This is a genomic window from Rhodomicrobium lacus, assembly GCF_003992725.1.
In the GTDB taxonomy this organism is placed as follows: Bacteria; Pseudomonadota; Alphaproteobacteria; order Rhizobiales; family Rhodomicrobiaceae; genus Rhodomicrobium; species Rhodomicrobium lacus.
Window position 1 is genome coordinate 854,278 of the sequence record NZ_RZNF01000012.1, and the last position, 26,712, is coordinate 880,989.

36 protein-coding genes, 1 tRNA gene and 1 pseudogene are annotated in these 26,712 nt (G+C 64.7%); 20 read left to right on the forward strand and 18 right to left on the reverse strand.

From position 1 onward, the window contains the following. Nucleotides 1–131 precede the first annotated feature (131 nt). The 3 genes and pseudogenes from EK416_RS18015 to EK416_RS13375 all read left to right on the forward strand — a co-directional run. Nucleotides 132–801: pseudogene (locus tag EK416_RS18015) on the forward strand (IS630 family transposase); the annotation flags it as partial. Between the two features lie 8 nt (nt 802–809). Next, nucleotides 810–965 (forward strand): type II toxin-antitoxin system Phd/YefM family antitoxin, encoded by a 156-nt coding sequence (locus EK416_RS18020; protein ID WP_281023884.1) that lies wholly within the window; start codon nt 810–812, stop codon nt 963–965. Next, nucleotides 955–1,263 carry a type II toxin-antitoxin system RelE family toxin gene (locus EK416_RS13375; protein ID WP_127078284.1) on the forward strand — a complete coding sequence of 103 codons (309 nt, stop codon included), beginning with the start codon at nt 955–957 and terminating at the stop codon, nt 1,261–1,263. Before EK416_RS18020 ends, EK416_RS13375 begins: the two co-directional genes overlap by 11 nt. Nucleotides 1,264–1,280: 17 nt before the next feature. Here EK416_RS13375 and EK416_RS13380 read toward each other — a convergent pair whose 3' ends face one another. Next, a complete protein-coding gene (locus tag EK416_RS13380; protein WP_127078286.1) occupies nt 1,281–1,973 on the reverse strand; it encodes a metal-dependent hydrolase in 693 nt (230 codons plus the stop codon). A gap of 101 nt (nt 1,974–2,074) precedes the next feature. On the opposite strand from EK416_RS13380, the gene ruvX reads away from it, so the two are divergent. The 4 genes from ruvX to dprA all read left to right on the forward strand — a co-directional run bounded on the left by ruvX (nt 2,075) and on the right by dprA (nt 5,623). After that, nucleotides 2,075–2,545, forward strand: coding sequence for a Holliday junction resolvase RuvX (gene ruvX / locus EK416_RS13385; protein WP_127078288.1), 471 nt, complete (start codon nt 2,075–2,077; stop codon nt 2,543–2,545). After that, entirely contained in the window at nt 2,542–3,468 is a 927-nt protein-coding gene (locus EK416_RS13390; protein WP_127078291.1) for an AEC family transporter, read from the forward strand. The genes ruvX and EK416_RS13390 overlap by 4 nt, the downstream gene beginning before the upstream one ends. A 45-nt stretch (nt 3,469–3,513) precedes the next feature. Continuing rightward, entirely contained in the window at nt 3,514–4,173 is a 660-nt protein-coding gene (gene plsY, locus EK416_RS13395) for a glycerol-3-phosphate 1-O-acyltransferase PlsY (RefSeq protein ID WP_245434058.1), read from the forward strand. Nucleotides 4,174–4,336: 163 nt separating this feature from the next. Then, the gene (gene dprA / locus EK416_RS13400) at nt 4,337–5,623 is read left to right on the forward strand and encodes a DNA-processing protein DprA (protein WP_127078293.1); all 1,287 of its coding nucleotides are present in this window, start codon (nt 4,337–4,339) and stop codon (nt 5,621–5,623) included. A 70-nt stretch (nt 5,624–5,693) separates the two neighbouring features. On the opposite strand, the gene EK416_RS13405 is transcribed toward dprA, so the two are convergent. After that, nucleotides 5,694–5,891, reverse strand: a complete 198-nt coding sequence (locus tag EK416_RS13405; protein WP_127078295.1) for a hypothetical protein — start codon at nt 5,889–5,891, stop codon at nt 5,694–5,696. A 238-nt stretch (nt 5,892–6,129) separates the two neighbouring features. On the opposite strand from EK416_RS13405, the gene EK416_RS13410 reads away from it, so the two are divergent. The 4 genes from EK416_RS13410 (at nt 6,130) to EK416_RS13425 (ending at nt 8,653) form a co-directional block, all read left to right on the forward strand. Further along, nucleotides 6,130–6,885 (forward strand): HAD-IA family hydrolase, encoded by a 756-nt coding sequence (locus tag EK416_RS13410; protein ID WP_164730023.1) that lies wholly within the window; start codon nt 6,130–6,132, stop codon nt 6,883–6,885. 100 nt (nt 6,886–6,985) lie between these two features. Then, nucleotides 6,986–7,999 carry a hypothetical protein gene (locus EK416_RS13415; RefSeq protein ID WP_127078299.1) on the forward strand — a complete coding sequence of 338 codons (1,014 nt, stop codon included), beginning with the start codon at nt 6,986–6,988 and terminating at the stop codon, nt 7,997–7,999. Between the two features lie 128 nt (nt 8,000–8,127). Beyond that, nucleotides 8,128–8,204 (forward strand) — tRNA-Arg (locus EK416_RS13420). A gap of 74 nt (nt 8,205–8,278) precedes the next feature. After that, on the forward strand, nt 8,279–8,653 hold the full coding sequence (locus tag EK416_RS13425; protein WP_210211002.1) for a thermonuclease family protein: 375 nt from the start codon (nt 8,279–8,281) through the stop codon (nt 8,651–8,653). Here the strand turns inward: EK416_RS13425 and EK416_RS13430 are convergent. Beyond that, a complete protein-coding gene (locus EK416_RS13430; RefSeq protein ID WP_127078303.1) occupies nt 8,645–10,144 on the reverse strand; it encodes an AAA family ATPase in 1,500 nt (499 codons plus the stop codon). The genes EK416_RS13425 and EK416_RS13430 overlap by 9 nt on opposite strands. A gap of 28 nt (nt 10,145–10,172) precedes the next feature. Further along, nucleotides 10,173–10,391, reverse strand: a complete 219-nt coding sequence (locus tag EK416_RS13435) for a plasmid mobilization protein (protein ID WP_127078305.1) — start codon at nt 10,389–10,391, stop codon at nt 10,173–10,175. A 142-nt stretch (nt 10,392–10,533) separates the two neighbouring features. Here EK416_RS13435 and EK416_RS13440 point away from each other — a divergent pair, with 142 nt between their 5' ends. The 9 genes from EK416_RS13440 (at nt 10,534) to EK416_RS13480 (ending at nt 15,200) form a co-directional block, all read left to right on the forward strand. Then, nucleotides 10,534–10,758: a hypothetical protein gene (locus EK416_RS13440; protein ID WP_127078307.1), complete on the forward strand. Its 225-nt coding sequence runs from the start codon at nt 10,534–10,536 to the stop codon at nt 10,756–10,758. Next, nucleotides 10,755–11,054: a hypothetical protein gene (locus EK416_RS13445; RefSeq protein WP_127078309.1), complete on the forward strand. Its 300-nt coding sequence runs from the start codon at nt 10,755–10,757 to the stop codon at nt 11,052–11,054. The genes EK416_RS13440 and EK416_RS13445 overlap by 4 nt, the downstream gene beginning before the upstream one ends. Next, complete coding sequence (locus EK416_RS13450) at nt 11,051–11,572, forward strand: hypothetical protein (RefSeq protein WP_127078311.1); 522 nt, start codon at nt 11,051–11,053, stop codon at nt 11,570–11,572. Before EK416_RS13445 ends, EK416_RS13450 begins: the two co-directional genes overlap by 4 nt. A gap of 95 nt (nt 11,573–11,667) precedes the next feature. After that, nucleotides 11,668–12,144, forward strand: coding sequence for a hypothetical protein (locus tag EK416_RS13455; RefSeq protein WP_127078313.1), 477 nt, complete (start codon nt 11,668–11,670; stop codon nt 12,142–12,144). Between the two features lie 182 nt (nt 12,145–12,326). Then, a complete protein-coding gene (locus EK416_RS13460) occupies nt 12,327–13,430 on the forward strand; it encodes a hypothetical protein (protein WP_127078315.1) in 1,104 nt (367 codons plus the stop codon). An 88-nt stretch (nt 13,431–13,518) separates the two neighbouring features. Beyond that, complete coding sequence (locus EK416_RS13465) at nt 13,519–14,010, forward strand: hypothetical protein (protein ID WP_210211003.1); 492 nt, start codon at nt 13,519–13,521, stop codon at nt 14,008–14,010. After that, nucleotides 14,007–14,450: a hypothetical protein gene (locus EK416_RS13470; protein ID WP_127078317.1), complete on the forward strand. Its 444-nt coding sequence runs from the start codon at nt 14,007–14,009 to the stop codon at nt 14,448–14,450. Before EK416_RS13465 ends, EK416_RS13470 begins: the two co-directional genes overlap by 4 nt. A gap of 11 nt (nt 14,451–14,461) precedes the next feature. Further along, nucleotides 14,462–14,941, forward strand: a complete 480-nt coding sequence (locus EK416_RS13475) for a hypothetical protein (protein ID WP_127078319.1) — start codon at nt 14,462–14,464, stop codon at nt 14,939–14,941. Between the two features lie 10 nt (nt 14,942–14,951). Beyond that, entirely contained in the window at nt 14,952–15,200 is a 249-nt protein-coding gene (locus tag EK416_RS13480; RefSeq protein WP_127078321.1) for a helix-turn-helix domain-containing protein, read from the forward strand. A gap of 199 nt (nt 15,201–15,399) precedes the next feature. On the opposite strand, the gene EK416_RS13485 is transcribed toward EK416_RS13480, so the two are convergent. The 14 genes from EK416_RS13485 to EK416_RS13545 all read right to left on the reverse strand — a co-directional run bounded on the left by EK416_RS13485 (nt 15,400) and on the right by EK416_RS13545 (nt 26,705). After that, nucleotides 15,400–15,678, reverse strand: coding sequence for a hypothetical protein (locus EK416_RS13485; protein WP_127078323.1), 279 nt, complete (start codon nt 15,676–15,678; stop codon nt 15,400–15,402). Nucleotides 15,679–15,687: 9 nt separating this feature from the next. Beyond that, a complete protein-coding gene (locus tag EK416_RS17770; RefSeq protein WP_164730025.1) occupies nt 15,688–15,852 on the reverse strand; it encodes a hypothetical protein in 165 nt (54 codons plus the stop codon). A gap of 64 nt (nt 15,853–15,916) precedes the next feature. Further along, nucleotides 15,917–16,318 (reverse strand): hypothetical protein, encoded by a 402-nt coding sequence (locus EK416_RS13490; protein WP_127078325.1) that lies wholly within the window; start codon nt 16,316–16,318, stop codon nt 15,917–15,919. After that, nucleotides 16,315–17,547, reverse strand: a complete 1,233-nt coding sequence (locus EK416_RS13495) for a peptidoglycan-binding protein (protein WP_127078327.1) — start codon at nt 17,545–17,547, stop codon at nt 16,315–16,317. The genes EK416_RS13490 and EK416_RS13495 overlap by 4 nt, the downstream gene beginning before the upstream one ends. A 26-nt stretch (nt 17,548–17,573) precedes the next feature. Then, entirely contained in the window at nt 17,574–17,945 is a 372-nt protein-coding gene (locus EK416_RS13500; protein ID WP_127078329.1) for a hypothetical protein, read from the reverse strand. Then, entirely contained in the window at nt 17,946–19,397 is a 1,452-nt protein-coding gene (locus tag EK416_RS13505) for a hypothetical protein (protein WP_127078331.1), read from the reverse strand. 10 nt (nt 19,398–19,407) lie between these two features. Then, on the reverse strand, nt 19,408–19,932 hold the full coding sequence (locus tag EK416_RS13510) for a hypothetical protein (protein WP_127078333.1): 525 nt from the start codon (nt 19,930–19,932) through the stop codon (nt 19,408–19,410). Continuing rightward, nucleotides 19,929–20,234, reverse strand: a complete 306-nt coding sequence (locus tag EK416_RS13515) for a hypothetical protein (RefSeq protein ID WP_127078335.1) — start codon at nt 20,232–20,234, stop codon at nt 19,929–19,931. The genes EK416_RS13510 and EK416_RS13515 overlap by 4 nt, the downstream gene beginning before the upstream one ends. Then, nucleotides 20,231–20,695, reverse strand: coding sequence for a hypothetical protein (locus tag EK416_RS13520; RefSeq protein WP_127078337.1), 465 nt, complete (start codon nt 20,693–20,695; stop codon nt 20,231–20,233). The genes EK416_RS13515 and EK416_RS13520 overlap by 4 nt, the downstream gene beginning before the upstream one ends. Continuing rightward, a complete protein-coding gene (locus tag EK416_RS13525) occupies nt 20,692–23,160 on the reverse strand; it encodes a phage tail tip fiber protein (protein ID WP_127078339.1) in 2,469 nt (822 codons plus the stop codon). Before EK416_RS13525 ends, EK416_RS13520 begins: the two co-directional genes overlap by 4 nt. Beyond that, entirely contained in the window at nt 23,148–23,558 is a 411-nt protein-coding gene (locus tag EK416_RS13530) for a DUF6950 family protein (RefSeq protein ID WP_127078341.1), read from the reverse strand. Before EK416_RS13530 ends, EK416_RS13525 begins: the two co-directional genes overlap by 13 nt. After that, the gene (locus EK416_RS13535) at nt 23,537–24,103 is read right to left on the reverse strand and encodes a hypothetical protein (RefSeq protein WP_127078343.1); all 567 of its coding nucleotides are present in this window, start codon (nt 24,101–24,103) and stop codon (nt 23,537–23,539) included. The genes EK416_RS13530 and EK416_RS13535 overlap by 22 nt, the downstream gene beginning before the upstream one ends. Beyond that, nucleotides 24,100–24,759, reverse strand: a complete 660-nt coding sequence (locus tag EK416_RS13540; protein ID WP_127078345.1) for a hypothetical protein — start codon at nt 24,757–24,759, stop codon at nt 24,100–24,102. The genes EK416_RS13535 and EK416_RS13540 overlap by 4 nt, the downstream gene beginning before the upstream one ends. Then, the gene (locus EK416_RS13545; protein WP_127078347.1) at nt 24,756–26,705 is read right to left on the reverse strand and encodes a phage tail tape measure C-terminal domain-containing protein; all 1,950 of its coding nucleotides are present in this window, start codon (nt 26,703–26,705) and stop codon (nt 24,756–24,758) included. Before EK416_RS13545 ends, EK416_RS13540 begins: the two co-directional genes overlap by 4 nt. Between the last annotated feature and the right edge of the window lie 7 nt (nt 26,706–26,712).

A 26,712-nucleotide genomic window follows, 5' to 3' on the forward strand; every position in this document is an offset into this window, starting at 1 on the left:
AGCCGCAAAGGTAGCTCGGCCGGTCTCGACGGCGGCTTTAGAGTCGATTTCTGATTGATTGAATCGATTGGGGATTCACGCGCTGGTCATTATCTGATTCAACCAGCTGGCTGGTTTGGAGGTCGGCATGGATGGCGAGACCGTATTCGAACGATTTGCGTGAGCGGGTAGTGGCGTCGGGGCGGAGTTGCCGGGAGGTGGCGGCGCTTTTCGACGTGAGCGTGGCAAGTGTAGTGAAGTGGTCGCAGCGTCAGCGGGCAACGGGGAGTGCGGCGGCGCGACCGATGGGCGGGCACCGGAAGTGGTTGCTTGAGCCGCATCGGGCGCTGGTGATCGAGCGGCTGAGGGCAGTGCCTGACCTGACGCTGAAAGCGCTGGTCGCCGAGCTGGCCGAGCATGGCATTGCGACCTGCCCGGTGTCGGTGTGGCGACTGGTGCGCTCGGAAGGCATGAGCTTCAAACAAAAGCCTGTTCGCCGAGGAGCAAGCGCGACCGGCCATCGCAAGACGGCGCGCGCAGTGGAAGAAGTATCAGGGACGGCTTGATCCAAGACGGCTCGTCTTCATCGACGAAACCTGGGCGAAGACCAACATGACGCCGATCCGGGGCTGGGCACCGCGCGGCAAGCCGCTGATCGCCTATACCCCGTTCGGCAAATGGCGCACGCTCACCTTCCTCGCCGCACGCCGCCGCAACCGGATCGATGCGCCCTCGGTGCTCGACGGACCGATCAACGGCGAGAGCTTCACCGCCTACGTCACCCAGTTCCTCGTGCCGACACTCGCACCCGGCGACGTGGTGGCGAGCCCGTGGCGATCCTGAACCGAAACGAACCGGCCTTTTACTGCGTTCCGGCGAAGACGTTCGAGCGCCTTATGGAGCGCCTCGAAGATCTGGAATTGAACGCCATCGCGGCCGCAAGGAAGGGCGAAAGGGCCATTCCGGTCACGCTCGATGACCTATAGGCTGGCCTTCCTTGAAAGCGCTCTCAAGGAATGGAAGAAACTCGACGCGCAGACGCGGGAGCATTTCAAGGCCAAGCTGAAAGAACGGCTGGAAAGCTCGCGCGTGCCATCGGTCAAGCTCTCCGGTTCGCCGGATCGCTACAAGATCAAGCTTCGCAGCGCAGGCTATCGCCTCGTTTATGAGGTTCGCGACGAGCAGGTTCTGGTTGTCGTCGTCGCGGTCGGAAAGCGGAATCGCGACGCCGTTTATAAGGCTGCCCCAAAGCGCGGAGGCGGCAGGTTGCAAGAGGATAAATAAAGCCGCAAGCGTCCCCCCTAAACCTCAAACGCCACGCCAACTTCCGGCACCACCACATTCTGCCCCGTCGCCAGCGCGATGAACTCGTCCGGCGTCTGATCGATGATCGGGAACGTGCCGTAGTGGATCGGCACCACCACGTCGAAGTGGAAGAACTTGCGCGCCGCGAACGCCGCCTGCTTCGCGCCCATGGTGAAGCGGTCGCCGATGGGCAGGAAACCAACCTTCGGGGAGTAAAGCGCGTCGATCAGCGCCATGTCGCCGAAAATGCCGGTGTCGCCCGCATGGTAGATCGTCTTGCCGAGGCCCTCGATCACAACGCCCGTGGGATTGCCGAGATAGACGGCCTGGCCGTTCACGCTGGTCGACGACGAATGAAACGCGTTCACGAAGCTCACCGACACGCCGCCCCCGAGATCGATGGCGCCGCCGGGATTGCCGACTTCCACCTTCTCCACGCCCTGCGCCGCGAGATGCATCGCCAGCTCGTACACGGCGACGAGCGTCGCGCCGGTCTTCTTGCAGATCGCCACCGCGTCGCCCACGTGGTCGTCATGGCCGTGCGTCAGCACCACATGCGTCGCGCCCGCCCCCGCCTCGTCCACGGAGCCCGTGAATTTCGGATTACCCGTCAGGAACGGGTCGATCAGGATGACGTGACTGCCGTTTTCCGCGCGAACGGCGGAGTGCCCGAACCATGTCAGCTTCATTGCAAATCTCCCGAAGATGAGCGACGAGTAAAAGCGGTGCCCGCACTATATGAAAATGCGGCGCGCCCGCAATTTGTAAAAAACTCCCGCAGGTGACTTTCGTGCCCTCCGAACTCGTGCCGCTTTCCGACCTTGTCTTGAGGCTCAAACGCGACGAGCGGCTGATGGGCCTCGATGTCGGCACCAAGACCGTGGGGCTTGCGCTTTCGGACGTGATGCGCCAGATCGCGTCGCCGTTCGACACCATCCGCCGCACGAAATTCACGGCCGACGCGGTGAAACTGCTGGAACACTGCAAGGCGCAAGGCGTGGGTGGCCTCGTCGTGGGCCTGCCGGTGAACCTCGACGGCACGGAAGGCCCGCGCGCACAGTCCACCCGCGCTTTCGTGCGAAGCCTCGGCGCGCTCACGGATATGCCGATGGCGTTCTGGGACGAGCGTTTGTCCACCGCCGCCGCCGAGCGCGCGCTCTTCGAAGCGGACGCGAGCCGCAAGCGCCGCGCCGAGGTCATCGACAAGATGGCCGCCGCCTACATCCTGCAAGGCGCTCTCGACCGCGTGAACTACGCATGACCGCGATCCTCGAAGCGCTCGCGCCGCTGTTTCTCATCACGGCGCTGGGTTACGGCCTCGCGCAGACGCGCTTTGGCGGCGAAGCCTTGTGGCGCGCGCTCGACACCCTTGTGTTTTATGTGCTTTTTCCCGCGCTCCTCGTGAAAACGCTGATGCGCGCCGACCTGCACAACGTGCCCGCCGCCGACTACGTTTTCGTGTCGATCGCGTCGGTGACGATCATGGCGGGGGCCTTGCTCGCGGGTTGGCTCTCCTTCGGCCGGCCGATCTCCGGCCCAGCCTTCACAAGCTTCATGCAAGGCACGATCCGCTTCCAGAGCATTGTTTCGGTCGCCGTTGCGTCGGCACTGTTCGGCGAACGCGGGCTAACCTTCGCAGCGCTCACCGTGGCATCCGTCATTCCGACGGTGCAGCTATATTCGGTGCTCGCTCTGTCGGTGTTCGGCGAAGGCGCGGCTGAAATGAGCGTAGGGCAAGCCGTGCGTCGCGTGGCGCTGAACCCGCTGTTTCTGGCCTGCGTCGCCGGTCTGATCCTTAATGTGACAGGCGCGCCTGACTTCGCGTTTCAGACGCTGTCGCTTCTCGGCTCCGCATCCATCGGCTTGACGCTGCTTTCGGTCGGCGCGGGCTTCAACATGGGCGCGGCGCGGGCGGCGATGAACCTCGTAGCGGCGAGCGCGGTGCTTCGATTGGTCGTCATGCCGCTGCTCGTGTTCGGGCTGTCCTGGATCGCGGGGCTTTCGGGCATCGCGCGCACTGCCGCCGTGATCGGCGCAGCGGTGCCAACAGCCGCTTCCGCCTACACGACCGCGCGCATCATGGGCGGCGACGCGCCGCTGATGGCGCAGATCGTGACCGTGCAGAGCATTGCGTCGATAGCGACGCTTCCCTTATTCATCTGGCTCGCGCAGAACGCACCGTAAATCGACCATTCCCGCGGACGCGGAACGAAAGGACCGGAAAGAGCGATGGCTCTGAACGAAAAAGATCTGTGGTTTGCCGTATTTCTCGGCGCGAACATCTGGATTGTCTGGGGCGCGGCGCTCCTCGCCGGCTATCTGTGCGGCTCGATCCCGTTCGGCTATTTGTTCAGCCGCATGGCGGGGCTGGGCGATATCCGCAAGATAGGCTCCGGCAACATCGGCGCGACCAACGTGCTGCGCACGGGCAAGAAGAGCCTCGCGGCGGCGACGCTGTTTTTCGATGCGGCGAAAGGCTTCGTGCCGGTTCTTATCGCGCGCCAGTATCTCGGCATGGAGGCGGCGATGGCCGTCGCGCTCGGCGCATTCCTCGGCCATCTGTTCCCCGTGTGGCTCGGCTTCAAGGGGGGCAAGGGCGTCGCAACCTATATCGGTGCGATCACCGCGCTATATTGGCCGGCGGGCGCGTTCTTCTGCGGGCTGTGGCTCGTCATCGCGCTTGTGACACGCTACTCTTCGCTTTCCGCCCTTGTCGCAGCGGCTGCGACGCCGTTTTTCGTGCTGGCGATGACATCGGTGCCGCTTTTTATCTTTCTGCTTGCACTTTCAGCGGTTCTCATTCAACGCCATCATCAGAATATCCGTAAACTGATTGACGGCCATGAATCAAAAATCGGCCAGAAAGCCGCGCCAGCGAAAGGCGCCTGAAGACCAGCCCATCGAAAGGCCCGCGCCTTCGACATCGGGAGCGGCGGGACAATCCGACGATGCCGCCGCAGATGTGAGTGCCGCCGGAACTTCGGCTTCCGGATCTTACGGCGCGGCGGCCGACAGCGAACCGCCACCCGGGTCTCGCCGGAAGCGCCGCGTCATGGAAGCTGCGCCAACGCTTCAGGACGGGGACACCGGCTTTCCCGAAGTGCCAATTGCCGCCCCGACGGGTCTGCGAGAACCCGAGGCCGACTTCGACCGTTCGCCGGAGCCGTCCCATGCAGGCAACTCGCACCGCGCGCCGACGCACCGCGAAAAACGCGATCGCCTCCGCCTCATTCGCACGCCACATATCGGCACGGTCACCTTCTGGCAGCTCATCGCGCATTTCGGATCGGCGACCTCGGCCATCGACGCGCTGCCGGAATTCGCAAGGCATGGGAGTCGCGTCTCGCCGAAAAGCGTGCCCTCGATCGCGGCAGCCGAGGCCGAGCTGGAGAGCGCGCAAGCTGCGGGATTGACGCTCATCGCGGTCGGCGAAGCGGGCTATCCTCCGCTGCTCGCGGAAATCGAAGCGCCGCCGCCTCTCCTTTATGTCAGGGGCGACCCGCGCATCTGGCAAAGGCCAGCCTTCGGCATCGTCGGCTCGCGCAACGCGTCCGGCGCGGGACTGAAATTCACAGCCGAAATCAGCGCCGAGCTTTCCCGCCTCGGTGTGCTCGTGGTGTCTGGACTGGCGCGCGGCATCGACGGGGCGGCGCATCGCGGCGCGTTGCCTTTCGGCACTTGCGCGGTCCTGCCGGGAGGCCTCGATCGCATCTACCCTCCAGGGCATGCGGGACTTGCCGCCGACATCGCGAGGAACGGTCTGCTTGTGGGGGAATGTCCTCCGGGTTTCGTCGCCCGCGCGCAGGATTTCCCGAGACGCAACCGCATCATCTCTGGCGCCAGCCTCGGCGTGCTGGTCGTCGAGGCCGCCGAGCGCTCAGGTTCGCTGATCACGGCGCGTCTCGCGGGGGAGCAGGGCCGCGAGGTGTTCGCAGTGCCCGGTCACCCGCTCGATACGCGCGCGGCCGGAACGAACCGGCTCATCAAGGAAGGAGCGGTGCTGACCACCTCCGCCGAAGACATCGTCGCGGCGCTGAAGGACCGGCTTGGCGACTGGGCCCGCTTCCATATCGGCGCATCCACCCCCGGGATCGACCCGGAAATTGCGGCGATCCACAGCCCTCCCGCCGACTCGAACAGGGTGGGCGACGGGCTTACGTCTCTGGACGAGACCATCGCAAGCGTTCTTCAGTTGCTCAGTCTCTCCCCCATCGCCATAGACGATCTCTGCCGCATGACGGGAAAGCAAACCCGCGAAGTTCACGCCGCAATCGTTTCCCTCGACCTGGCAGGGCGCCTTGAACGACGCGGCTCAAGCCACATCGTTCTGCGGGCTTGAAATACCGCGACGCGCATTTTTGTTTTCGCTCTCGACGGCGTTCAAACGGTTCCGTCGGTCGAACGGACACTCAGACCTGACAATGAAAGCGCGCCTCTTCTTCCGCGACGGAGATAAGGTCCGCCAGCAGCCGGAACTGCGACTTCGCTGCGACAACGCGCAGGGACGACAGGAGAGAGGCGATATATTCCGCCGCTTCGGCAGGCGTCATCTCGATCACATCGTCATCATACACAGCATCGGTTTCCCCGATGCTGTCTTCGGCCATGACGTGTGCGAGATAAAGTTGTTTTCGGCGCGCATTCATTTCACTCAAACCTCGCCAGATAGGGAACTGCTACTCAAGAATGGCTGGACAATTTTACCGTTAGTCAACTATAGGTTGCGAAAGATGGGGTTAGCAAGAGCGGCCTTTCGCGCCGCTTCGTTAAAACATTTTTTCCGCAAAACAGAGTGGCGCTTCGGCCACTATAGCCTTCAGCTCGATGCAAAATGCGGGTTGCGGCGTGGATTTGCCCTCATCGTGGCGTTACCGTCGCGCAGCAGTACGCTGCCGTTTCGCAACGGAGGGCCTCATTCGCAACGCGACACTCGTTTTCGATCTGGATGGAACGATCGCCGACACGGCGGGCGATCTGATCGAGGCCGCCAATGCCGCCCTTGCGGCGCAAGGCTTTTCCCGAGCGTCCGCGGCTTCCATCCGGAAAGGCGTCGGATACGGCGCGAAAGCCATGCTGCAGGCGGCTCTCGCCGAAACGGGCGAAACAGCCAGTGAAGCTGCATTGTCGGATCTGACGCACCAACTCGTCGAGTTTTACGAGCAACGCATTGCGGTTCAGACGACGCTCTTCCCCGGCTTCCTCGACGCCGCACGGACGCTTCGTCACCGTGGCGCGAAGCTCGCGCTCTGTACGAACAAGACCGAGAGGCTCATGAGGCGGCTTCTTTCAGAACTCGGCATAGCCTCGCTTTTCGACGCATTGGCGGGGCGCGATACCTTCGATTTTCACAAGCCGGACCCCCGCCATGTCACCCACCTTGTCGCGGCGGTCGGAGGGCGGCTGCCATTCGCGGCGATGATCGGGGACAGCGAAGCCGATGTGGCCGCCGCGCGCGGCGCGGGCATTGCCGCGATTGCCGTCCGTTTCGGCTATGCGGCGTTGCCGGCGGAAGAACTTGGCGCCGACGCGGTGCTTGAGAGCTTTTCGGAGCTTCCGGATCTCGTGGAGCGCCTTCTCGGTCGGGTGGCATCCGAAGCGTAAGCCCGATCCGTGAAAAATGTTGCGCAGCCGAACCTTTTGACGGGAAGCTACCTTTGTCGAAAGCAGCAAACGTCCCTTTGGCCCTCGCGCGGTTTAAGAGATGACAGGAGTTTGGCAGGAACTGGCCGAAAGCCTCCCTCGGCATTACTGGATCTTTTGGATTTGCGCCGCCGTCGCGCTTTCGATCGCGGTTTGCAGCTTCCGTTCGCGAAGCTACGGCCGGAGCATTCTGCGTCAGGCACCCGGCAGCCGGATCGCGCTGGCGGTGGATGAGACGTTCGTGCCGTCCGACCGCTTTGCGGGGTTCGTCCATGAAGCGAGCGGCGCTTCATTCGTTCTCATCGATTTGCCGCTCGTGGCGTTTGAGCAGTTCGGCAAACTCGGCAATGCAGCCGAACGCCTCAAGGCAGAGGGCGTCGGCGCCATATCACGGCATCTGCTGCCTTCGCGGGGCGGCGACTACATCTATTTTCGCGGCGAGCAAACGACGCCGGTCCGCGATTATGCGAAGTATATTCTCATTTTTCGCGAAGCCGGCGCGACGGGCATGGTGACGGCAAACATTCCGGTCGCGGTGCTCTCCTCGGGCGCTGTCACAGAGGCCCGGATCGAGACGATTCTCGCGTCGGCGACGATCCGTCCCGCGACTGCGGAAGCGAAGCCGCTCTTCTCGATGTCATATAGCGGACCGTTCGTGGAAGACCTCTCGCTGCTCGGGACCACCAAAGGATACCGTCTCAGCGCGGCGGCGATGGCGAACGGTGGCAAAGGTCGCGAGCCGCAGCCGCTTTTCCTCGTGGCGCCGTCTTTGGCGGGTGTCCCTGTTACAGACCTCGGCGAGTTCGCGCGGCGCGCCTTCGACGGCATCGAACAGTTTCGCGACAAGCAACTCCTTGAGACGAGCCGAGCAAAGATCGACGGGCTCGATGCGGTCGAAGCAATCGGGCGAGGGACGGATGGCGGCACGGGGCGGCCCACGCTCCTGTTTCAGGTCATCGTCGCGGCCAAGAAGGGCGGATATTTCCGGCTGCTCGGTCTCGCGCCTGAGGATGCGCGCGGAGAATACTTGCCGGAATTCAGAAAAATGGCACGCGGCTTCAGGCCGCTCGACTGAAGGCGCGCCGCCTCGACGTCCGCTCGCCGTTTGCCGTGCAGGCCGGCTTACCGGCCCGGTATCTTTTGCAAAGCCGCCCCAATCCGGCGATTTACAGGAAACGCGAGCAAAGGTAGTGTTGCGGCGCCGGTCCCGTAGCTCAACAGGATAGAGCACCTGCCTTCTAAGCAGGGGGTTGGAGGTTCGAGCCCTCCCGGGATCGCCAATTTTTTCAAGGCATTACCGCAGATGCTCGCACACAAATGATCGCTTCGCCCATGAAATGCCCATGAAATGGCGGTGAAAGGCGGAATCGCTCTCTGCTTGGTGGGGCTTCTGGTGGGCTCCGACCTGCCCGCCCGCATCACTGTCATCGACGGCGACACGCTGCGCTACGATGGCGTGACCTATCGGCTCATCGGTATCGATGCTCCAGAGATCCGGCGTGCGAGGTGCGATGCGGAGCGGACGCTGGCAATGCTGGCAAAGGCGCGGCTCGCGCAACTCGTAGCCGACCCTTCGGCCACGATCGAGACGCACAAACGCCGCGAAAAATACGGGCGGACGCTCGCGCGGCTGCGTGTGCGCGGTGTTGACGTTGGCGCGACGCTGGCAGCCGAGGGCCTCGCGCTGCCCTATGATGGCCGAACCAAACCGGATTGGTGCTCACGCTGACGCTGGCAGGCGCCATGTTTTCGGCGCGGTCACGTCGCCGTCGCTATCCATTTGTACACCGAGCTGTCGCGCGGCGGTGTAGAGCGTGCCGACGCTTATGCCCGCCGCGGCCGCCGCGACTTTGAGATCGGTGGCGAGCTTCGGCCCCTCGGCGAGCATACCTCGCAGCCAATCCGCCGCGCTCGTGAGCGTTTCCGAGGCCGCGCGGCGAACGGGGCGCGGCGTGGGCGGTTGCCCCTCGTACATCCCGCGCGGGAAATAATCGGCAACCGGTTCGCCAGCGTCGACAGGCTCGAACCGCACACGGCTCGTCTCGATGCCGCTCGGCAGCGTCACGCCCTCGATGCGGTAGGCGAGCTGCGCGTCGTCAGCCGCATTGTTGACGCCGACCGCGATCAGGAGCCGCCGCTTGCGCTTCGGGTTTGGTTCCGGGTCGGCCGGGTCGAGCACAACTTTCCACGCCGCCCTCGCCGCCCGGCGATAGGCTTCGGAGCCCGAGAACGCATCGCCCGCGCCGCTCTTGCCGGTCACGTGTGTGACGCCTACCACGGCCACACGCCGCTCGCGGCCCCATTCGAGGAGCGGCGCCAGGCGCGCGCGCACCGTCACCTCATCCGTGCTCGACGGCCCGAAAAACGAAATGAAGGGCGACAGCACCACAAGGCGGAGATCGCCGACCGCGCGCGCATGCGCTTCGAGCTTGCCGATCTCGCGCGACAGGTCGAGCGGACCGCCGAAGGCGATGCGGCTCATGTCCGCGCCCAGCGCCTCCAGGCGAGGCTGCACATCCTGCGCAACATCGTCCTCCAGTTCACAGATGAGCGCCGATCCGCGCCGCGCCCGCTCGCCGCCCGGCCATGCGTCGCCGCGCGATAGCGTGGCCGCGGCGAACAATGCGATTTGCGATTTGCCCATTTTCGGCGCGCCGCCGAGCAGGGTCACGTCCCCGCGTGCGACGATGCCGGGCCACACCCATTCGCGCGCCTCGGCTCGCACCGATGCTGCCGCGACGAACGGCGATACGGGCGGCGCCATCGGGGGCACCGATGGCGCAAGCTGATAATGCCCGCGCGGGGGCGGCTGGATTGGCGCAGCATGTGGACTAGGCCGAACCGCACGCCGCCAAACTAGTCCACCGCAGAACACGGCAGCTCCCGTGCCCGCGATAAGCGCGAGCAAAAGAAGGCCTGCGCCATCGTCTGCAGATTGTGAACGCTTGAATCTCTTCTGTTTTTCAATGCGATATTCCAGCCGCAACGCCTCCCGCGTCGCGGCCAGCTCGTCGGATAACCGCTCGCGCTCGGCGCAGGCCGCATCGATCCCCGCCGAGCAGGCCCGCTGCGCGCGAGCGATAGCCGCCTCGATCTCGCGCGGCAGCGAAACCCCGCCGCCGAGCTGCGCGAGCAGCGACGCGTGGCGCGTTTCGAGGTCGGCGAGCGGCGTGAGATCAACAGCCCACACAGCACCGGCGGCAAGCGCGAGCGCGCTCACCCCGGCCGCGACTGCCTTTAATCGAGTGTTATTTCTTGTCGCCATCAGGCGGTGTCCCCTCGTCGACGGTCACGTCAACGGAGGAGACACGCGGGATGCCACGCTCGCGCAGGTAGGACTCTGCGTTCTCGATAGCGAGCGACAGCATATAGGCCGACAGCGTGAGCCCTTTCCGCGCGGCGACGGCTTTCAGGGTCTCTTTGTCTTCGGCGCTGCAGCGAATGAGTATCGACACTTCTTTTGCCATGCGGTCGTTTTTTCAGATCCGCGCGCTCCCTGCAATCCCGTCGTTGACGTTTGTATAACGTTTGTATATACAATTGCAATACAAGCGCAAGGCAAAATGTCGTGCGCCGCGCAAAAGTTGCGCGCTTGCAACGGAGAGAGCCATGGGTTTTTTTGGGAGCCGAGCGCCCGCGCTCAAACTCGAACTCACCATCACGGATCAGAACAGGCACTGGCGGCGAGACCAGCGGGCAGAACTCGCGCGGCTGCTGCGCGAGTTCGCGGCCTACACCGAACACAACGGCGTCATCCCCGCTCAGCAGGCGCTGAATATTGCGGACCCGGAAACGGGCCACTCGGTCGCGCAGGTCGTGAGGGTGGCGCGATGATTCATTACGCAATCATCGCCGCGTCGACCGCGCTCGGAGCGTATCTCGCGCCCGATCGGCGCGGCGACCTCGGCGCCGCCATCGGCGGAGCCATGGGATTCATGGTCGGCTGCGCCCCGCTGTTGTTGGCGACCGTAGCCCGTCACGCGCCACACCAGATGCGCGGCATCATCGCCGAGATCGGCGTCGTCGCCGCGATCCTCGTTGCGATCACGGTCGCGTGGACCGTCGATCCCGCGTCGCGCGACCTATATGGCCGCATCGACACACGAGCTGGGTGGTGGGGTGAGAAATGAGCTGGTTCAGCAAAACCAAGCGGCGCGGCACGAGCGCGCCGCCATCATCCGCCACCGGCGCGCTCGTGCCGTACAGCGGCAAACCGCCCGCCACGGTACCCACGCCCGAACCGCAGCCGGTGCGCGTCGAGCGCGTCGGCGCATCGTTGCCAGCCGTGGCTGGACGGGGCACTCACCTGCCCCAACCGCACCCGGCCACCCCGCCAATATACCCTCCTCCGCCCGCGCCGCCTCGCGCGCCGCACGGATACGGCGGCCATGTCGTCGGGCTTGGCGAGAAATGTTGTCTCGGCTGGCGAGTCGTCGCCCAGACGGATACGGACGGCGTGGAGCGGCTGACGTGTCGCCAGACTTTTGGAGCCCCGACGCGCAATGCGCGCGGAGAGGTGATCTACGATCCCTACAGTTTCGAGATCGCCGAGCACAGGCCGTACGAGGAAATCTGTCCAGCGCTGCGCGAGGAGGCGCCTGGACGGTGCTTCCTGAAATACGGGCGGAAAAACTGGAAAATCATTTAGAGAGCAAAGCCATGTTCTGGAAAAAATCAAAAAAGGCAGCGTTGCCGTCCCCGCAAACTACAGGCCGGGACCTTGTCCCGTCAGGCGGATGGAGCATGCCGGCTCCGACCCATATTTCCACAGACGGCGCTATCGCCTCCCAGTTTCCGGTGCAGTTACCGGCGGTTCAGCCGGCTGCCCCCGAGCAGGTAGCGCGCGCTGAGCGCGTGCCGGACGGTCAGCGTCGCTCGTTGACTCTCTTCCGCCAACAGCCGCCTGCGCCTCCATCCCCGCCCGCTCCGCCCAGCCATTATGACGGCGGTGGGTACGGCGGGGGATCTAGCGGGGGGAACTATCCGACCGCGCAGGCTCGCTGCTTTTTGGGGCAGTTCGTCACCAAACGCCGCGAGGAATATTACGATGGCGAGGGGCGCGTCTCACATTACGGACACGACATCCTGTCGTGCTCGACAACGTATGTGCACCATCAGGTGTATTATGGCGGCGAATACGGCACCGAAAACATCCACCGCGGCTATCACGAAGTCTGCCCCGCTCGCGGGAGCGGCCACGGATGTTTTTTAGTATCTTGAATATACCTGCATTATTGCGAAGCAAAAGCGCGGTCAAAACTGCGCTTTTTTTGTTTTTACATCGATAATTAAGTTTTTCACTTTACGAATACTGTTTTTTCGTTATTTTACAGGGCGCAAACAAAAGCCGCGCTCGGGGCTGGCACCCCGGCGCGGCGGAACCCTCTGGTAAGGAGAGAGCAATGCACACTACAACACCCGGATGGCGCGTGCAACTGGGCACCGGAGCCGTCCTGTTCGCGATGGCGGGCGCCGCCACGGCCATCGATCTCGCAAACAACATCGAATATGGCGCAACCTACTCCACCGAACTCGCTGCGATCATGGGCCTCGCGGCCGTCGGCCTCGTCGCGATCCCGACCGCCGCGAGCGCGCTCGGATGGTCACGCCACCTGAAACTCGCAACCGCGCTCTGCGTCGTGCTCACCGTGTGGGCCGCCGCGAATGCCTACACCGCTAAACAGGGCGCGGCGATCCTCACCGCCGAGGGCGCGCAGGCCCGCTATGCCGCCGCCCAGGCCGACGCCAAGCGCGCGCGCGAAACGCTGGCCGCGATCGCCGAACGCGGCCAGGCCGAGGAGCTGACGCGCCTCCTCGCCGACGCCGCGAAGGTGCGCAAGGCGGCGTGCCGCTACTCCGGCACGGCCTGCGACACCGCGCAGGCATCCGAGCGCACGCTCACGCAGCGCCTGTCCGACGCGAAAGCCCGCGACAAGGCGGAAGCCACGCTCGCGCTGGCGGAGGGAAAAGCGGAAGCGGGCCCGGCCGAGGCGTCGATGCTCGCGACCGTGATCGCGGCCCACGTCGGCGCGGACGCGTCGTCCGTGGCGCGGTGGATTTCCGTCATCCTCGCCGGGCTGTCGATCACCGTCACGCAGGCTCTGGCGCTGATGGCGGGCTATGCGGCGAGCCTCATCGGTGGAGCGCTCGCGATGCGCAAGGCGGCTGCGCCCAAGGCCAGGCGCGAGCGCGGCGCGCCCGCTCCCACCGGCGGCACGAAAGAGCCGCTGCCCGCGAACGTCGTCACGCTCGACGCGCATCGCCACTCTGTCAAAGCGTGGCTCGGTGAGGCGACGGTTGCCGGCGGGGAGATGCGGGGCGGCGAGGCGCTGAAGGCCTACAAGCGCTGGGCGGGCCGGATGGCCGACAGCGTGGACGCGGCGCAGATTCGCTCGATCCTCGCGGAGCTGACGGGCGCGGTCGAGCGCCGCAACTCGGGCTTCGTGGTGCGCGGTCTGAGCCTGCGCACAGCGTCCGCGCCGATCGAGGCCCGCGCGGCGATTTAATTGTGTTTGAAAAACACAATTCGGGCGGGGCGCGTTGCCCCGCTTTTTTTGTTTTACGCTGCTATTTGTTGTTGACACATAGGGCAATATGCCCTATGTTGGTTTTGTCAGCAGGGCAATAGTGCCCGCCCAGAAAGGGATCAAGACAATGGCTAACTACTCAATCGCATATTCTTGTGGTCACACCGCCGACAAGCAGCTTTACGGCAAGCACGACGAGCGCCAATCCTATATCGCATGGGCGGGCAAATCAGGTATCTGCCCCGCTTGCGCGGCCGCGAACGCGCAACGCGCCGCCGAGGCCGTTGAGAGTGAGTACGCCCTGCCCGCGCTCGCGGGCTCCGACAAACAGGTTGCATGGGCGCGCAAAATCCGCGCCGAGAAGGTGGGCGAGGCCGTCAAATGGATGGATGCCGTCGCCGCCAAGGTTCCGGAAGCCAAGCTTGAAGCTTACGCTGAGCAACGCGCCCGCGCACTCCAAGCGTTCTTCGCCAAAACGTCAGCGTCGTATTGGATCGATAACAAGGACGCGAATGGCCGCACACTAACTGAGGCGGCTTACAAGGAAACGCTCAAGTGAGTGGCAGCATTTCAATCGCGGGGCAGCCGGGAGGCTGCCCTTACGAAAGCGCACAAGAACCAGACGGCGCGGGCGATACCGCCATCGCCGCCATTGAGGCGCTTAATGAGCGCATGCAGGCGCGCAAACTGTTCGGCTTTCTCGGTCCGTCACTCGTCTCAGCGACCTACTACGATTGGCCTGTGCATGACACCTCGTCCCATGGTGCCGCCTACTATTCGCGCCGCGCGCCACTCTGGATTAGCTGTGATCCATCTATCGCCTACGGCGTGCCGCGCGTTATCGAGTTCGAGTGGGCCGTCCTTTGGCGTACCGACGATTGGTATGAGGTCGGATGGCATCCTTCCTACGGTATTCACGGGCTCGTTGGAGGGTGGGGAGATCTGATCTGGGACGCGCTCAACCCCGGCAAGCGGATGGCAGGTCAACGACGCTATTAATGGAGGCGGCCTTGTGCACCCTTACCCACATCACTCTGCTGACCGGGCACGCTGCCACCTTTGATCGTGGCACTGTACGCGACGACGTGCTCATGCAGTTGCAGCCGCTCGTCGATCTTGGGCAGGGTGCAGTTCCTGCGACCAGACTACTGGTCGACATTTTGCGGCCCATAGATTCCCGCACCTCTCGCCCTATCAACGGGAGTGCCGGATTTATCTTGTTCTGGGAGCGACGCGCCCATGAAACACAGGTCGCGCGGTGTATGGTGTGCTGGCTTGAGGCTACATCGCGTGACGCATGGGATTTGGCTTGTGTCGCGCAGCGAGCGTCCGGCGATGCCGCCCATCCTTTGAGCCGCCGGCCGTCAACCGTGCCATGGCTGGCGACAGCTCTTTCCGCGCAGACAGAGATTATGCCCCGCGAAGAGATGGCGGCGCTGGGCGATCTGACGCGCTCGCTGGCGTGGACGATCATCGAAACCCCGCTGTGAGAAGGACAACATGACGCCCGAAGAACTAAAGGCCGCCCGACGCTCACTCGCGATGGTCGGCAGCCGGAATGCCTGGATGAGCTGCGCCGAGATGGCCGCGCTGATGCGGCTGAAAGGCGCGTCGGCCGGGCGGACAATCCGCCGATGGGAAGACGGCAGTCAGGATGTGCCGGGACCGGCCATCGCGCTGCTAGAGACACTCCTGCGCAGCCGTGAAGCTCGCGAAATAAACGGCGTGCTCCTTAAAAAGGATGATTGACACATAGGGCATTATGCCCTATATTGATGCGGGGAACGGGTGTATCAGACCCGCCGCATCTGCCCTGCTATCTTTCTCCCCCGCGGCCCGCCCGTGAGCCCCGCCATCGAGCGGGACTTCCGTTTTCACAGCACCCGCCACGCCACGGCGAACGCCACACCCGCCGCGCTCGCGATCAGCATCCCGTCGCCCACCAGCGCTAATGCGCGAGCAGCGCCGCGAGCGCCCGCGACAGGGCGCCCGCGTTGAGCACGTGGTCCAGCGCAAACGTCCCCGACAGGGCCGCCGCCCCGCGCAGGAGACGCCACGCCGCGTCCCGCATCTGCGATTCCGTCGCCTCCAGAGACGCCAGCCGTTTCTCGTGGCTGTCGCTCGCGATCTCCACCGTGGTGAGGCGACGCTCTGTCCTCAGCAAACGCTCCAGCGCCGCCATCAGCCAAGGGTCGTGCGAAGAATGGTCCGCGCCGTTCGGTTTCATAGCTCACGCTCATTGTCCGCTCCCGTCCGCCGGCGCGGGCGAGTGTTTTGCGCAGGCGTCATAGGTCGATGCGAGGCGCAGGCCCGCGCGCTGCGTTTCGACGAGCTGCAACTCGCGCCCGTCGATCCACTGTTTCAGTCGTGGGGCCGTCAGATCGCCCGGCGGGGCGGGCACGGGATTCCGGCGAAACGGCGCGGTATCCTGAGGGCGTAGCTCCGGGCAGCGCGTCGGAGCGAGGTCAACGGCGACGGGCGTCGCCGGTTTTTCCGCGCAGCCAGCTATCGTCAGCAGGCAGCACGACAGTGTCAAAACCCTGAGTTTGGGGGGTGCTTTCATGGCGGGCTTTCTCCAGTTCGGCCGCCCGCTGTTCGAGCGCAGCCGCGTCGGCTTGTTCGGACGCATTACGCTCGGCTTCGATGCGCGTCCGCTCCAGCACGGCCGCGTCTTCGGCTGCCTGCGTCACCTGCTCGATCGCGGCGCGGCTGATGTAGTGGTATTGCGCCCAAGCGCGGATGCCGAGGAGCGCGGCGAGGATAAGCACGCCAATGATGACGGCGCGGGCGAGGCGATCCGCCCACGCCGCGAATGCGGTGGCCACGGTTTGCGTCCACGCGTAGGAGATGGCGGAGAGTAGAATCACGGCGTTGCCCTTCCTTCCTGCACCTCGGAGAGGCGTTGTTGCTGGGCGCGGTGGAACACGAAATAGAGCGCGGCGAGACCGACCGCGCCCGCGATCCAGAGGCTTTGCGAGGCCCATCGCACGGTGTCGGCCACCGGCTCGACGAGGCCGCGCGCGTCACCGAGGAGATGCGGCACGCTCGACACGTCCGCCTGGCTCAGCGCTTCCGAACCGCCGAGGAGCGTCGCCGCCCATGCCGCCGCGCGCTTGCCGAACGAGAGAGTCCGCGCCTGCGTGTCGCCGCGCATCTTGAGCGTGTCGGCTGTAAGTTCGGCGCGCGCTGAACGGTCGAATGGCGCCGCGCGGCGCAGCACGTCGTCATAGGCCCCGACGCGCCAGCGTCCGTCCGTGTCCGGCAGGCCCTCGCGCTGCTGGAACACCAGCACCGCCGCCTTCGTGCGCTCGCCGAATGTGCCGTCCACGATCCCGACCGCATAGCCGAGATCCGACAGCGCGCGCTGCACGCGCCGCACAGCCTCGCCGCGCTCGCCGTCCTCGAGTACGCCGTCAAAGGCCGGATCGACCGCCGCCGGCCGCCCGTCGCCGATCACCGCCCAGATCCGCGCGAACGCGTCGCGGCGCGCGTCGAGACCATTCGGCGAGAGGGTGCTCGTCGGCGAGCCGCAGTTGATGCCGCGCGCGCAGGCGAGCACCGCGTCGCGGGTCGGCCCACGGTCGGCCCAGTCGTTGAGGCCGAGGTCGATCCACTCCTGCAGCGCGATTTTGAGCGAGATCGACGCGACCGCCGCCTTGTCCGGGTCTTTCACGAGGTCGACGCCCGCGATTGCCGAGCGGTTTGCGTAATTCTCGCGGCCGGTGAGCTGGATTAGCCCGCGCCCGCGATAGCGCCAGCCGTCGCGCGACAGCTCGCCCCGATTGCCGAGGCGGTTCGCATAGGCGCGGCTCAGCACCTGCTGCGGTTTGTTCGCATAAGCGCGAGCCTGCGCGGGCGTGAAATGCGTCGGGAAAATTTCGAGGAGGCGCGCGGCGCTGAAATTGCCGCTCTCCTCCGTGATTTCCAGATCGCCCGTTTCCGCCGCGAGCTGCGCGAGGAAATGCGCCATGCGCAGAGGCGTCGTGACGCCGTACTGCTCGAACAGCCGCCCGCCTTGTGCGAGCGCCTGCACATAATCGCCTCGCGCCCGTGGGAACAGGGCGCGCAGTATCGGCTCGGTGAGCGTCACCGCCATTGGAATCCCCCTTGTTGTTTCGTGAATTAGAGCGTGGCGGCGAGTCGAAAGATGTCGTCGACCGCGCCGCCGGATTTGCCGAGCGCGACGCCCATCGCGGCAACGAGTGGATCGTCACGATGGATTTCCCGGGCGAGGCCGAAATCGCGCTTGGCTATCGGGTTTGCGTCGAGCGCTGCCCAGAACGCATCTTCGGTCCCTGCCTGTCGCAGCGCGCGAACGAGTTGCAGCGGCGAGACGCTCGACGGCACCGGCTCCGGGATTTCGGGCGCCGGTGCGGGCGTGTTTCCAGCCGCCAGCCACTCCTGATAGCGCTGCCAATCCGAATTCGCCGGGTCTGATGGGATGACCGCCCCGTCGTCGCGGATCACCGAACCATTCTGTGTGCAAATATACATTTACAGCTCCGCCGATAGTTCAAAAACAACGCTATTATACGCGCCGGAAGACTGTGTGCTTGGTGGCCACGCTTTGAAATAATTTGGAGTGATTTCTGTCGCGAACGTCGTTGGATTTGTCCAAGGGCCTCCGTTATACGCTGAGACTGTGCTCAGCACGGTCGGAGATGCTCTCATTTGAATCTGGGCAGCTATTACACATCCACCGTAAGTTGCGATTCCGGCCGACATGAACGTCAAACCAACTAATTGGTAATATCTCCTGGCGAGCTGCACCTCGGTTGAGGGGTCCAAAATTTCTGGAAGCGGCGGAGCGCCATTCAGCCCCGCCGCGATTCCCGGCGTGGCGCGTACGTCCGCGCGCCCGACGCGGACGTAACCGCTGGCGGCATTGAGCGCGGCGCCGAATTGCAACTGGATTTGCAGGCCGTTGGCGATGTTGCCGTTTGGAACAAAAGTATAGGAGACAACACCCGTCGCGCCCGCCGCGATTGGCTGCAGATTGGTCGCGGCGAGATCCGCCGTCACCGTCCCGAAATTGTCGCGAGTCGAGGCGTAGCCCGTGGCGATTTTTGGCGTGATCGCCGCCGACGTGCCGTTATACACCGCAAACTGCACCGTGACGGGCTGCGCCGCCAGCGCATAGGTCAGCAACGCGGCCGACAGGTAGCTCTCGATGCGCTGTTGCAGCGTGCAGGCGGTAAGGCCGGATGCGCAATTGATCTGGAGGGACGATCCGGCGAGACCGGTATTCCAGACCTGCGACCAGGCGGCCGCAGCGCCCGTCGCCGCGATCTGCCAGCCGTCGAGCGTATAGGCTGTCGCGCCGGCGGCGACCGAACCTGACGTGCCGCGTTGGGCGATGGCGAATGAGCCGTTGCGGAATTTGTTGAGCGCGTTGCGCAGCCGCGTGTCGGAGCCGAGCACCGCCTGTTCCGGCGTCGCGTTTCCGCTCGACGGCACGTCGTGTGTCGCCGCGGTCCCGAGGGCCGCCAGCTCAAGCGCGGTTCCACCCGCATTCGCGCGGAGGATTTTGCCCGCGTCGCCGGTTCCCGCAGGCGTGGGCAGCACGGCGGCAAGCTCAAGCGCGGTTCCACCCGCATTCGCGCGGAGGATTTTGCCCGCGTCGCCGGTCCCCGCAGGCTCCGGCAGCGCCGCGAGCGCGTCTATAAAATCCGCGAGGCGCAGCGCGAGATCGGTTGCCAGCGTCCAGCCCGGTCCGGTGCGCATGATCGCGTAGGCGCCGCTCGTCACCGTCGTTCCCGCATACGAGGACGCCAGAGTGAGGTGCGTGTCGTCGGCGACGGTCGCCACCTCGTGCCAGCTCGCACCGCCGTCGAACGTGATCGCGTCGCCCGGCTTGACCTGCGCAAGCCACGCGGTCGCGCTGCCGGTCACAGCTGTGCCGCCGCTGGAAACCGAAGCGGTTCCCTGCCGATACCAACCCGCCATTTCGAGATCCTCAGGTAAACGTGCCGACGTACAATTTATAGGTGAGCGTCAGCGGCTTGATCGTGATCGAGTAGCGCTGCGATCCGCTCAGCGAAACATTGGGGCAGTAGAGCCGCACGCGCTCGTTGAGCACCGCCTGCCCGCCTCGCGCCATGAAGGTGTAGAGCGCGTACAGCCCCGGCTGCCCGTGCAGGGTCGGTTGCGTGATGGACGGCGCGAAACCGTCGAAATAATGCAGATAGGTGCCGTTGGCGACGAACCAGCCCAGATTGACCACGCCCTGCGCGACAGAGGCATCCGCGCGGAATGCGCCGATGACCGTGTTTGCCGCCGTGTTGACGTTCGCGAGCAGCCAGTCCTGATCCACGTCAACAGAAGCGCCGTCATTTTTGGTGAGCCACGCCTCGCGCTCCGGCAGCGTGATGCTGCCGGTGAGATAGTCTGTGCCGTTAAACCCTTTTTCGTTGGTGTCGAACACCACGTCGCCGTTGGTGTCGGCGATCCAGATCCGGCCGGCCTGCGCGTGAAAGCTCATGTGATTTTTTTCACGATTTCACAGTCGGCCGTCCACGTGCTCGCAGTGGTGAGCGCATAAGCGCCGGCGGCGCCGCCGTCATAGCTCGTCTGCTGCTTCACGACGCCGTTGAGCGCCCAGCGGAACACCGATTGCGTAAATGACTGCCCCGAGACAGCCGACGTGTAGAACGTGAAGGTGCGCCCCTGCGCGATCGGCGTGCCGACGCCTGCGGGCGCGCGCCGCAGGTAGCGGCGCGTGCTGTCGAATTTGCCGCCGCCCGCGATGAATCGGTGCGGCTCGATGCGGATCAGGTCGGTCATTGGAGGATCAGGTCCAGAATATCGATTTCATAGGTGAGCGTGATCGCCGGGAACCCGCCCGTGCGGTGGCACCACCACACCGCATGCGCCACCACATGCGTCGCGTCGGCGCCGAGCGTCACGAAGCGCCCCGCGCCATATTGGTCCATCTGCACCGGCACCGAGCCGCACCAACCGACAGCCGGGCTCGTCAGCCTGCCGAGCACGGCAGGGATGCCGGACCGCCCGTGCGCGAACAGCACGATAGCGGGGTTCGTGTAGGCAGGCCCAGCGCTCGCGGCCAGCGCGGGCAGCGTGAAACTCCCCGTCACAGTCTGGATCACCGTCGGGTAGGCGAGGTCGCTGTGAAAATACAGCCGGTCGAGATGGGCTTGCGGATCGTTGAAAGGCGCGAGATCCGTGCCGGAGAAGATGGCAACCTTGCCGCCTCCCGCCGCGCTCGCCTTGAGGGTCATGGTCATGAGGCGTTGGTCGAGATCACAAATTCTTTTGTGCTTAGGTCCATGTACATCAGCCCGTCCGGCGATTGCAGCCGCCCCGCCGTGACAACGCCGAGATTCGCTACGATCGCGCTGAGAGTGGCGACGTTGAGCGCCCGCGCCGTGATCGTGCCGTCCGCGAGCATGTCCCCGCGCAGCACGAGCTTCGGCGTGCCGTCAACATCGGCGATGGTGAACACCGGCACCGCGTCACCGCCATCGGCTGCGGGCAGCGCAACCTGAAACCGATCCGCAACCACAACAAACTCACTCGACGCGTTTTCGCCGGAAAGTTGCACCGCGCCGAGCACGTGGCCGTTCACGTCGACGGCAATGCCCCACATCGCGGATTGCCCCGCGACCGCCTGCATGACCTCTGTCACCTCTGCGCTGAGCGCGCCGCGCTCCGCGCGCAGCGAGCGGACTTGCTCCTGCGAGGTGAGCATTGCGGATATCGCCGCCTCGGCGTTGCGCTGTGCCTGCGCGGTGATATCCGCCGACACCGCTGCGACGGACCCTTCGACCGTGTTGGCCGCCGTGGTGAGCGACAGGCGGAACCGCGTCTGCGCATCGAGCGACGCCTCGGACACCGCCCCCGGCGCGACCGTCGTCGCTTCGGACGTGACCGCCGCCGCGACAACCTGCGACGACGCGGCCGAGGTCGCGGCTACCCACGGCGTCCACGACGTGCCGCGATCCGGGACCGCGTGGAGCGTCGCCCGCACCTCGTACGTGCCGCCAGATTGCACGCCGGAAACCCACGTCACCGCGCCGCTTTCGGGCGCGAGGCAGGTATATTCGAGCACTTCCGTGCCGCCGACGAGACGATATTGCAGGAGGATCGAATCCACCTGATCGTCCTCGGGCGGCGTCCACGTGACGGCGAGAGCCGGGCATGAGACGCTGCTGCCCTCTACCGTGATTGTCACCGCCTGCACGGTGAGATTTTCGACCGGATAGGCCGTCACGCCGCCAGACGGAAGCGGCACGGGCGCGGTGATTGACAGCTCCTGCGACGACGGCTCCCACGCATAGGCCGCCGCCTGCGTCTCTACGAGTGCCACAGCCACGGTCGCGTCCGGCTGCACCGAGATCGACTGCACCTCCCAGATTTTGTTCGTCCAGCCGTAGCGGGTCGAATTCCACACGATCCAGTCCCCCGCTTCGAGGAGCATCATGTGCGCGCGGCCCGTGAATTTCACCGTCGCCTGATTGCGGGCGAGCTGGCGGTAGATTTCGAGGATGCGCTGCCCCTGCGTGGCCGAAGTGACGTAAACGAGGTCGTAGCTCGACTCGAACCGCACGCCGCCGTCGAGCGTCTCGTCCTCGGTCGAGATGCGCGGCGGCAGAGCTTTGCTCTCATAGTAGTCGGCGGGGCTCGTGAACGAGCCGAACACCGCGTTTGTGAGGCTCGTGCGCGGCTGTTTGCCCGCGAATTCGAGCGGCGCCGACGCGATCAGATCGTCATCCGTGATCGTCAACACGGGCGAGCGTGCCGCGCCGACGCACGGGCGCACCTCGCCCCCGCTGTCGATTTCCTTGCCGCCCCACGTCGCCGCGATATCGCGGAGCACGCTTGTGTGATTGCTCCCCTTGGTAGCGATCACGGCGCCGATGCGGTAACGCGGCTCTGTGCCGCCCGCGCGCAGCGCCACCGGTTCATCGCAGGCGTTCGCGGCCTCGGTCGCGGCGTCCAGCGCAATCGCGCTCGCGGGCGTCGACATGCCGCCGATGCGCTGGCCGTGAACATAAACGCCCGTGCGATAGGCGTACCAGGCGAGCACGGGATTCTGTGTGAATTTCCACGTCGACGGGTCCGACGCCGATTGCTCCGCGTCGCGCCAGTCGTAGAGCGCCGCGCCGCGTACCACGAACCTGAATTTCGGGATTCCGCTCTGGAACGTGTTCTCGTCGTAGGAGAGCTGCAGGCGCACATAGCAGATGCCGGTGCCGATGCACTGAGCGTCCCACGCGCCGTCCGCCGCCTGCGACACGAGCCCCGCGTCCGCCGCCGTTTGCGTGCCGTCGTAAAACCACACGCTGATGCGGTTGCCCCACTCGCTGATCGTGCCCGATGTCGCAGCCGGGTCCCACGTGACGTATTCCCCGTTGATGATGATCGCCTCCAGCCCATCGCAGGGGTGATCGGCCAGCGCGAACACGAGATCGAGGTTTTTCAGCCGGTATTTGCTGTTGCTGCCCCAGGTGTTGAAATAGACGAGGCTGCCCGCCGTCGCGGCGGTGCCGAAAATAACGATGCGCGGCTCGTCGGTTTCGAGCGACAGAGACAGGTTGCGCCCGCGCGACGCTGACGCCGTCGGGAACAGAATTCGCGCCACCATGCCGAGGCCGACCGCGACCGCGCCGTTGACGAGCGCCGCGCCGACGGTTGCCGCGACGCCGGTCAGGCCGATTGCACCCGCGATTGCAACCCCTATGAACGCCATCGGTAAACCTCGAAGAGAACGCTGCGGCAGCGGGCTACCGGTCCGGATTCCGATCTCGTGAAGCCGTGTGGACCAAGAAGAATTAAGGGCGAAACCAACCTGTCCTCGATATAATCTGGCCTCGGATAGCCCACATCGCCGTCGCGCGCGTCGGACGGATCGACCGCATCGAACCTGTCGATCACCAGATCCCGCACGCTGCGGTAACCGTGGTTGCGCAGCGCCAGAAGCGCGGACGCCGCAGCCGGGTAGCCGCGCAGGCCCTTGAGCGGATCGCGGCCCGTGGCGGCGAGCAGTGGATCGGCAAAAAGGGTCGCGCAGTCGAAAACGCCCCATCGGAACGGCATTTCGAGCTGCGCGCGGACGATGGCCTGCATCATGATTTTGGCTTGCCCCACACGATCGTCTGCGACACTGCCGCGCTCACCTGTTTGTAAAACCCGTCATTCGCATTGATGAGCCGCTGATCGGCGTCGGAGCGCACGCGCGCGCCGGTGCGCGTCAGCTCGCGGCTGACCGGCTCGGCTTTGACGGTGAGCGTTGCGGTGCCGTCCGCCTGCTCGCGGCGCACGATCTGGTCGACAACCCCCGTGAACCAGCGACGCACCGCCAGAAACGCCATCGTCTCGATGTCGAGAAACGCCACGCTGACCGTGACGGGCCGCTGGTGATAGTGCTCGGTCTCGGTCATGATGAGCGCCTGCGTGTCGACGCCCGAGAAAACGACATCGACGCCGCGCACGCTCATGTCGGCCACGCTCGAAAACGCGCTGATGCTGAACCGGCCCGCGCCGCCGATATAGGTGCGCCCGTCGACGTTCACGTCATAAACGTCATCCCAGAATCCGTAATTGCCGCCGCCCAGCTCGAAATAGACGAGGTTGCGCCGCGCGAAGCGGCCAGCCTGCAGAGCCGCCAGCGCGGCCGTGTCGATCGATCTCATTTGAGCGCCTGATATCCGGTCCACTGGATCGAGGTCACGCCGTCGAGCGTGGTCACGGCGTTGATCGTCGCCGGGTCGATGACGGCGTTGCACCACGCGCCGACGAGGCGCGCGTTGCCCGCTCCGGTCACGAAACCGGGCCGCAGCGCCGGTTCGACGGTGACGGTCAGCGCGCCCGTGCCGCTCGCGACGCCACCCTCGATGACGCGATGCAGCGCGACGCTCGCGGCGGTCGGGAACGATATCCAGTCTCCCGGTGAGGCGACGTAGCCCACGGGGAGAGCGCCGAGCGTCACGGTCGACGCCGTCGCGTCGGCAGCCGTGAGATTGGCCGTGCCGTCGAACGATCCGCCGCCCGGGCGCGTGAGAGTCGCCACACCGTCAGGATAGGCGACAGGGTTCTGAAATCGCGCGTCGGTCCCCTGGAAATAGCGCAGGCCGCCGCGCAGGGAGGCGAGCCACGCTTCCCACGCGTTGGCATCCGGCGCGAGGAGCGGCACCGTCTGATAGGCGAATTTCCACGTCGCCGGGCCGAGATTGGCCACCTGCACGAGGCCGCCGCGCGTCGTCGCGCGCGTGTCCATCCGCTGCAGCGTGACGGTGCATTGCGCGATTTGCGCCACATCGAGGAGCGCGCGCGGGTAGGTAATCGTCACCGGATAAATCCTCGCTGTGTCGCATCCTGCACGGCTGCCACGGCGCGCGCAGGCAGCTCAGCATGAAGGCTTGCAATCGCCGCCTTGATCTGCTCGACGCTCTCGGGATAGGCGCCGCGCGCATCGATAGTGATCGGCATCGAGACGTGCGTCGTTCCGGCGCTCTGACCCTTCTTCAGGATCGTCTCGCCCTCTTCGAGGATCGTGGGCACCTCGCGGGGCAGCAACCCCGCAACGCCGCCCTCGTGATAGCGTACAGCGCCCTGAAAGACCGACGCCGAGACCATGCGCGACGCGCCGCCCTCGCCAGCGGTGCCGCCATCGTGAAACACGCTCGCCAAGAGCGACGGGACAACGCCCTGCTGCCCCGTGATGCCGCTCGTCTTCGTCCCGAACAGGGGCTGCATCACCGCGAGCTGAAACTCAAGCTTGATGAGATCCTGCAAGATTTGCTTAAATAGCTCTTCAGCCGAAAACTTCGAGCCGTTCACCCACGATGAGAACGCACTTTCGAGGTCTTTCGAGATCGTTTCGCTGATGCGCTTGAGGCCCTGATATTCTTCCTCGTAGAGCTTTTTCACCTTCGCGGCGGTGACGTCGGCCATGCGCTGGCGGGCCGTCTCGAATTGTTCGTTCGAGATCGCCTTTTCATCGAGCAGTTTCTGAAACCGTCGCAGTTCTTCCTGCTCTTCGGCGAAGATCAACGCGAGCGTCTGCTTGGTCTCCGTGTAATACATCTTGTTGAGGGCCGCGATCTGGCGCAGGCCCGCCTCGCGCTTGCGGGCGTCGGCCTCGTCGTCGCTGTCGTCGTCGGCCTTCGGGATGTCCAGCGGCGCGGTGCGCGAGGTCGCCTTACGGCGGGCGCGTTCGTCGAGCAGCTTGTCCATCAGCGCAATCGCCTCGGTCACATTCTGGCTGAGACGTTGGACATTCGCCTCGGTATCAGTTCCGAACAGCCAATCTGAAATCACGTTGTTGTCGAACGTACCCTTTTGGCTCGATTCCGCCTTTTTTAGCGCATCGCGCGCGCCCTCTAGAACTTTGACTTGTATCTGGATGCGCTCTTCAAGCCCTGTGTCGGTAACGGTGCCGATATCCTGAAAGCTGTCATACATGCGGCGGACAGCGTTGCTCAGCACAACTGTCCCATCGCCAACCTCTTTCAACAGCGGCGCAATGTTGAGCAGCGCCTGCTTGAATTGCGTGTCGAGCACCTTCGAGACAGCCTCGAACCCGCCGCGCATATCCTGGCTGTTTCGGATAACCGATTCATCAACGATGATGCCATAGTGACGAGCCGCTTCTGCCGCGCGCGTGAGACCGTCCGACCCGTCATTGAGGATCTTCGCGAGGTCGGCGTTCGATTTGCCGAACACCTCCGCCGCGAGCTTCGCCTGATCGTACGGCGATTTCAGCGCGGCGATCGCGTTTGCGACCATGCGCAGGCCCTGCTCGGCGGATGTCGCGCTGCTGAGCTGCTTGAGCAATTCAGCGTTCGAGCCTTCGAGATGCTCTTTCAGATCTCCTTCGTCGGCCTTGAACTTGCCGAGTTCCTGCGCAAATTCTTTCAGCCCGTCCTTCACCTTCGAGAACGCAACGTTGGCCTCGTTCGCGCGGTAGCCCATCACCTGGAAAAACGTCGTCGAAACCGTCGCCGCGTCGGCCGCGTCGCCGATGGCCTTGAACTCGTCGATGCCCTTCTGAACTTCGCTATGCAGGAAATTGAACAGCATCACCGGCGCGGCGGCCGCGAGCGCGTCTTTCGCCTCGTCGACCGCCTTGCCGACGTTCTTGAATGTTCCCTGAAACAAATCATCGATTCGCTTGAGGGTTGCGCCCGTGCTGGTCTCGAAATTGCGCATTTCCGTCGACGCGCGATCGAGCGCGGCGAGCAACTCTTTCGAGTCGCCGTCGATGACGGCGGTCATGTCGGAGGCGTTGGGCACGGGCGCT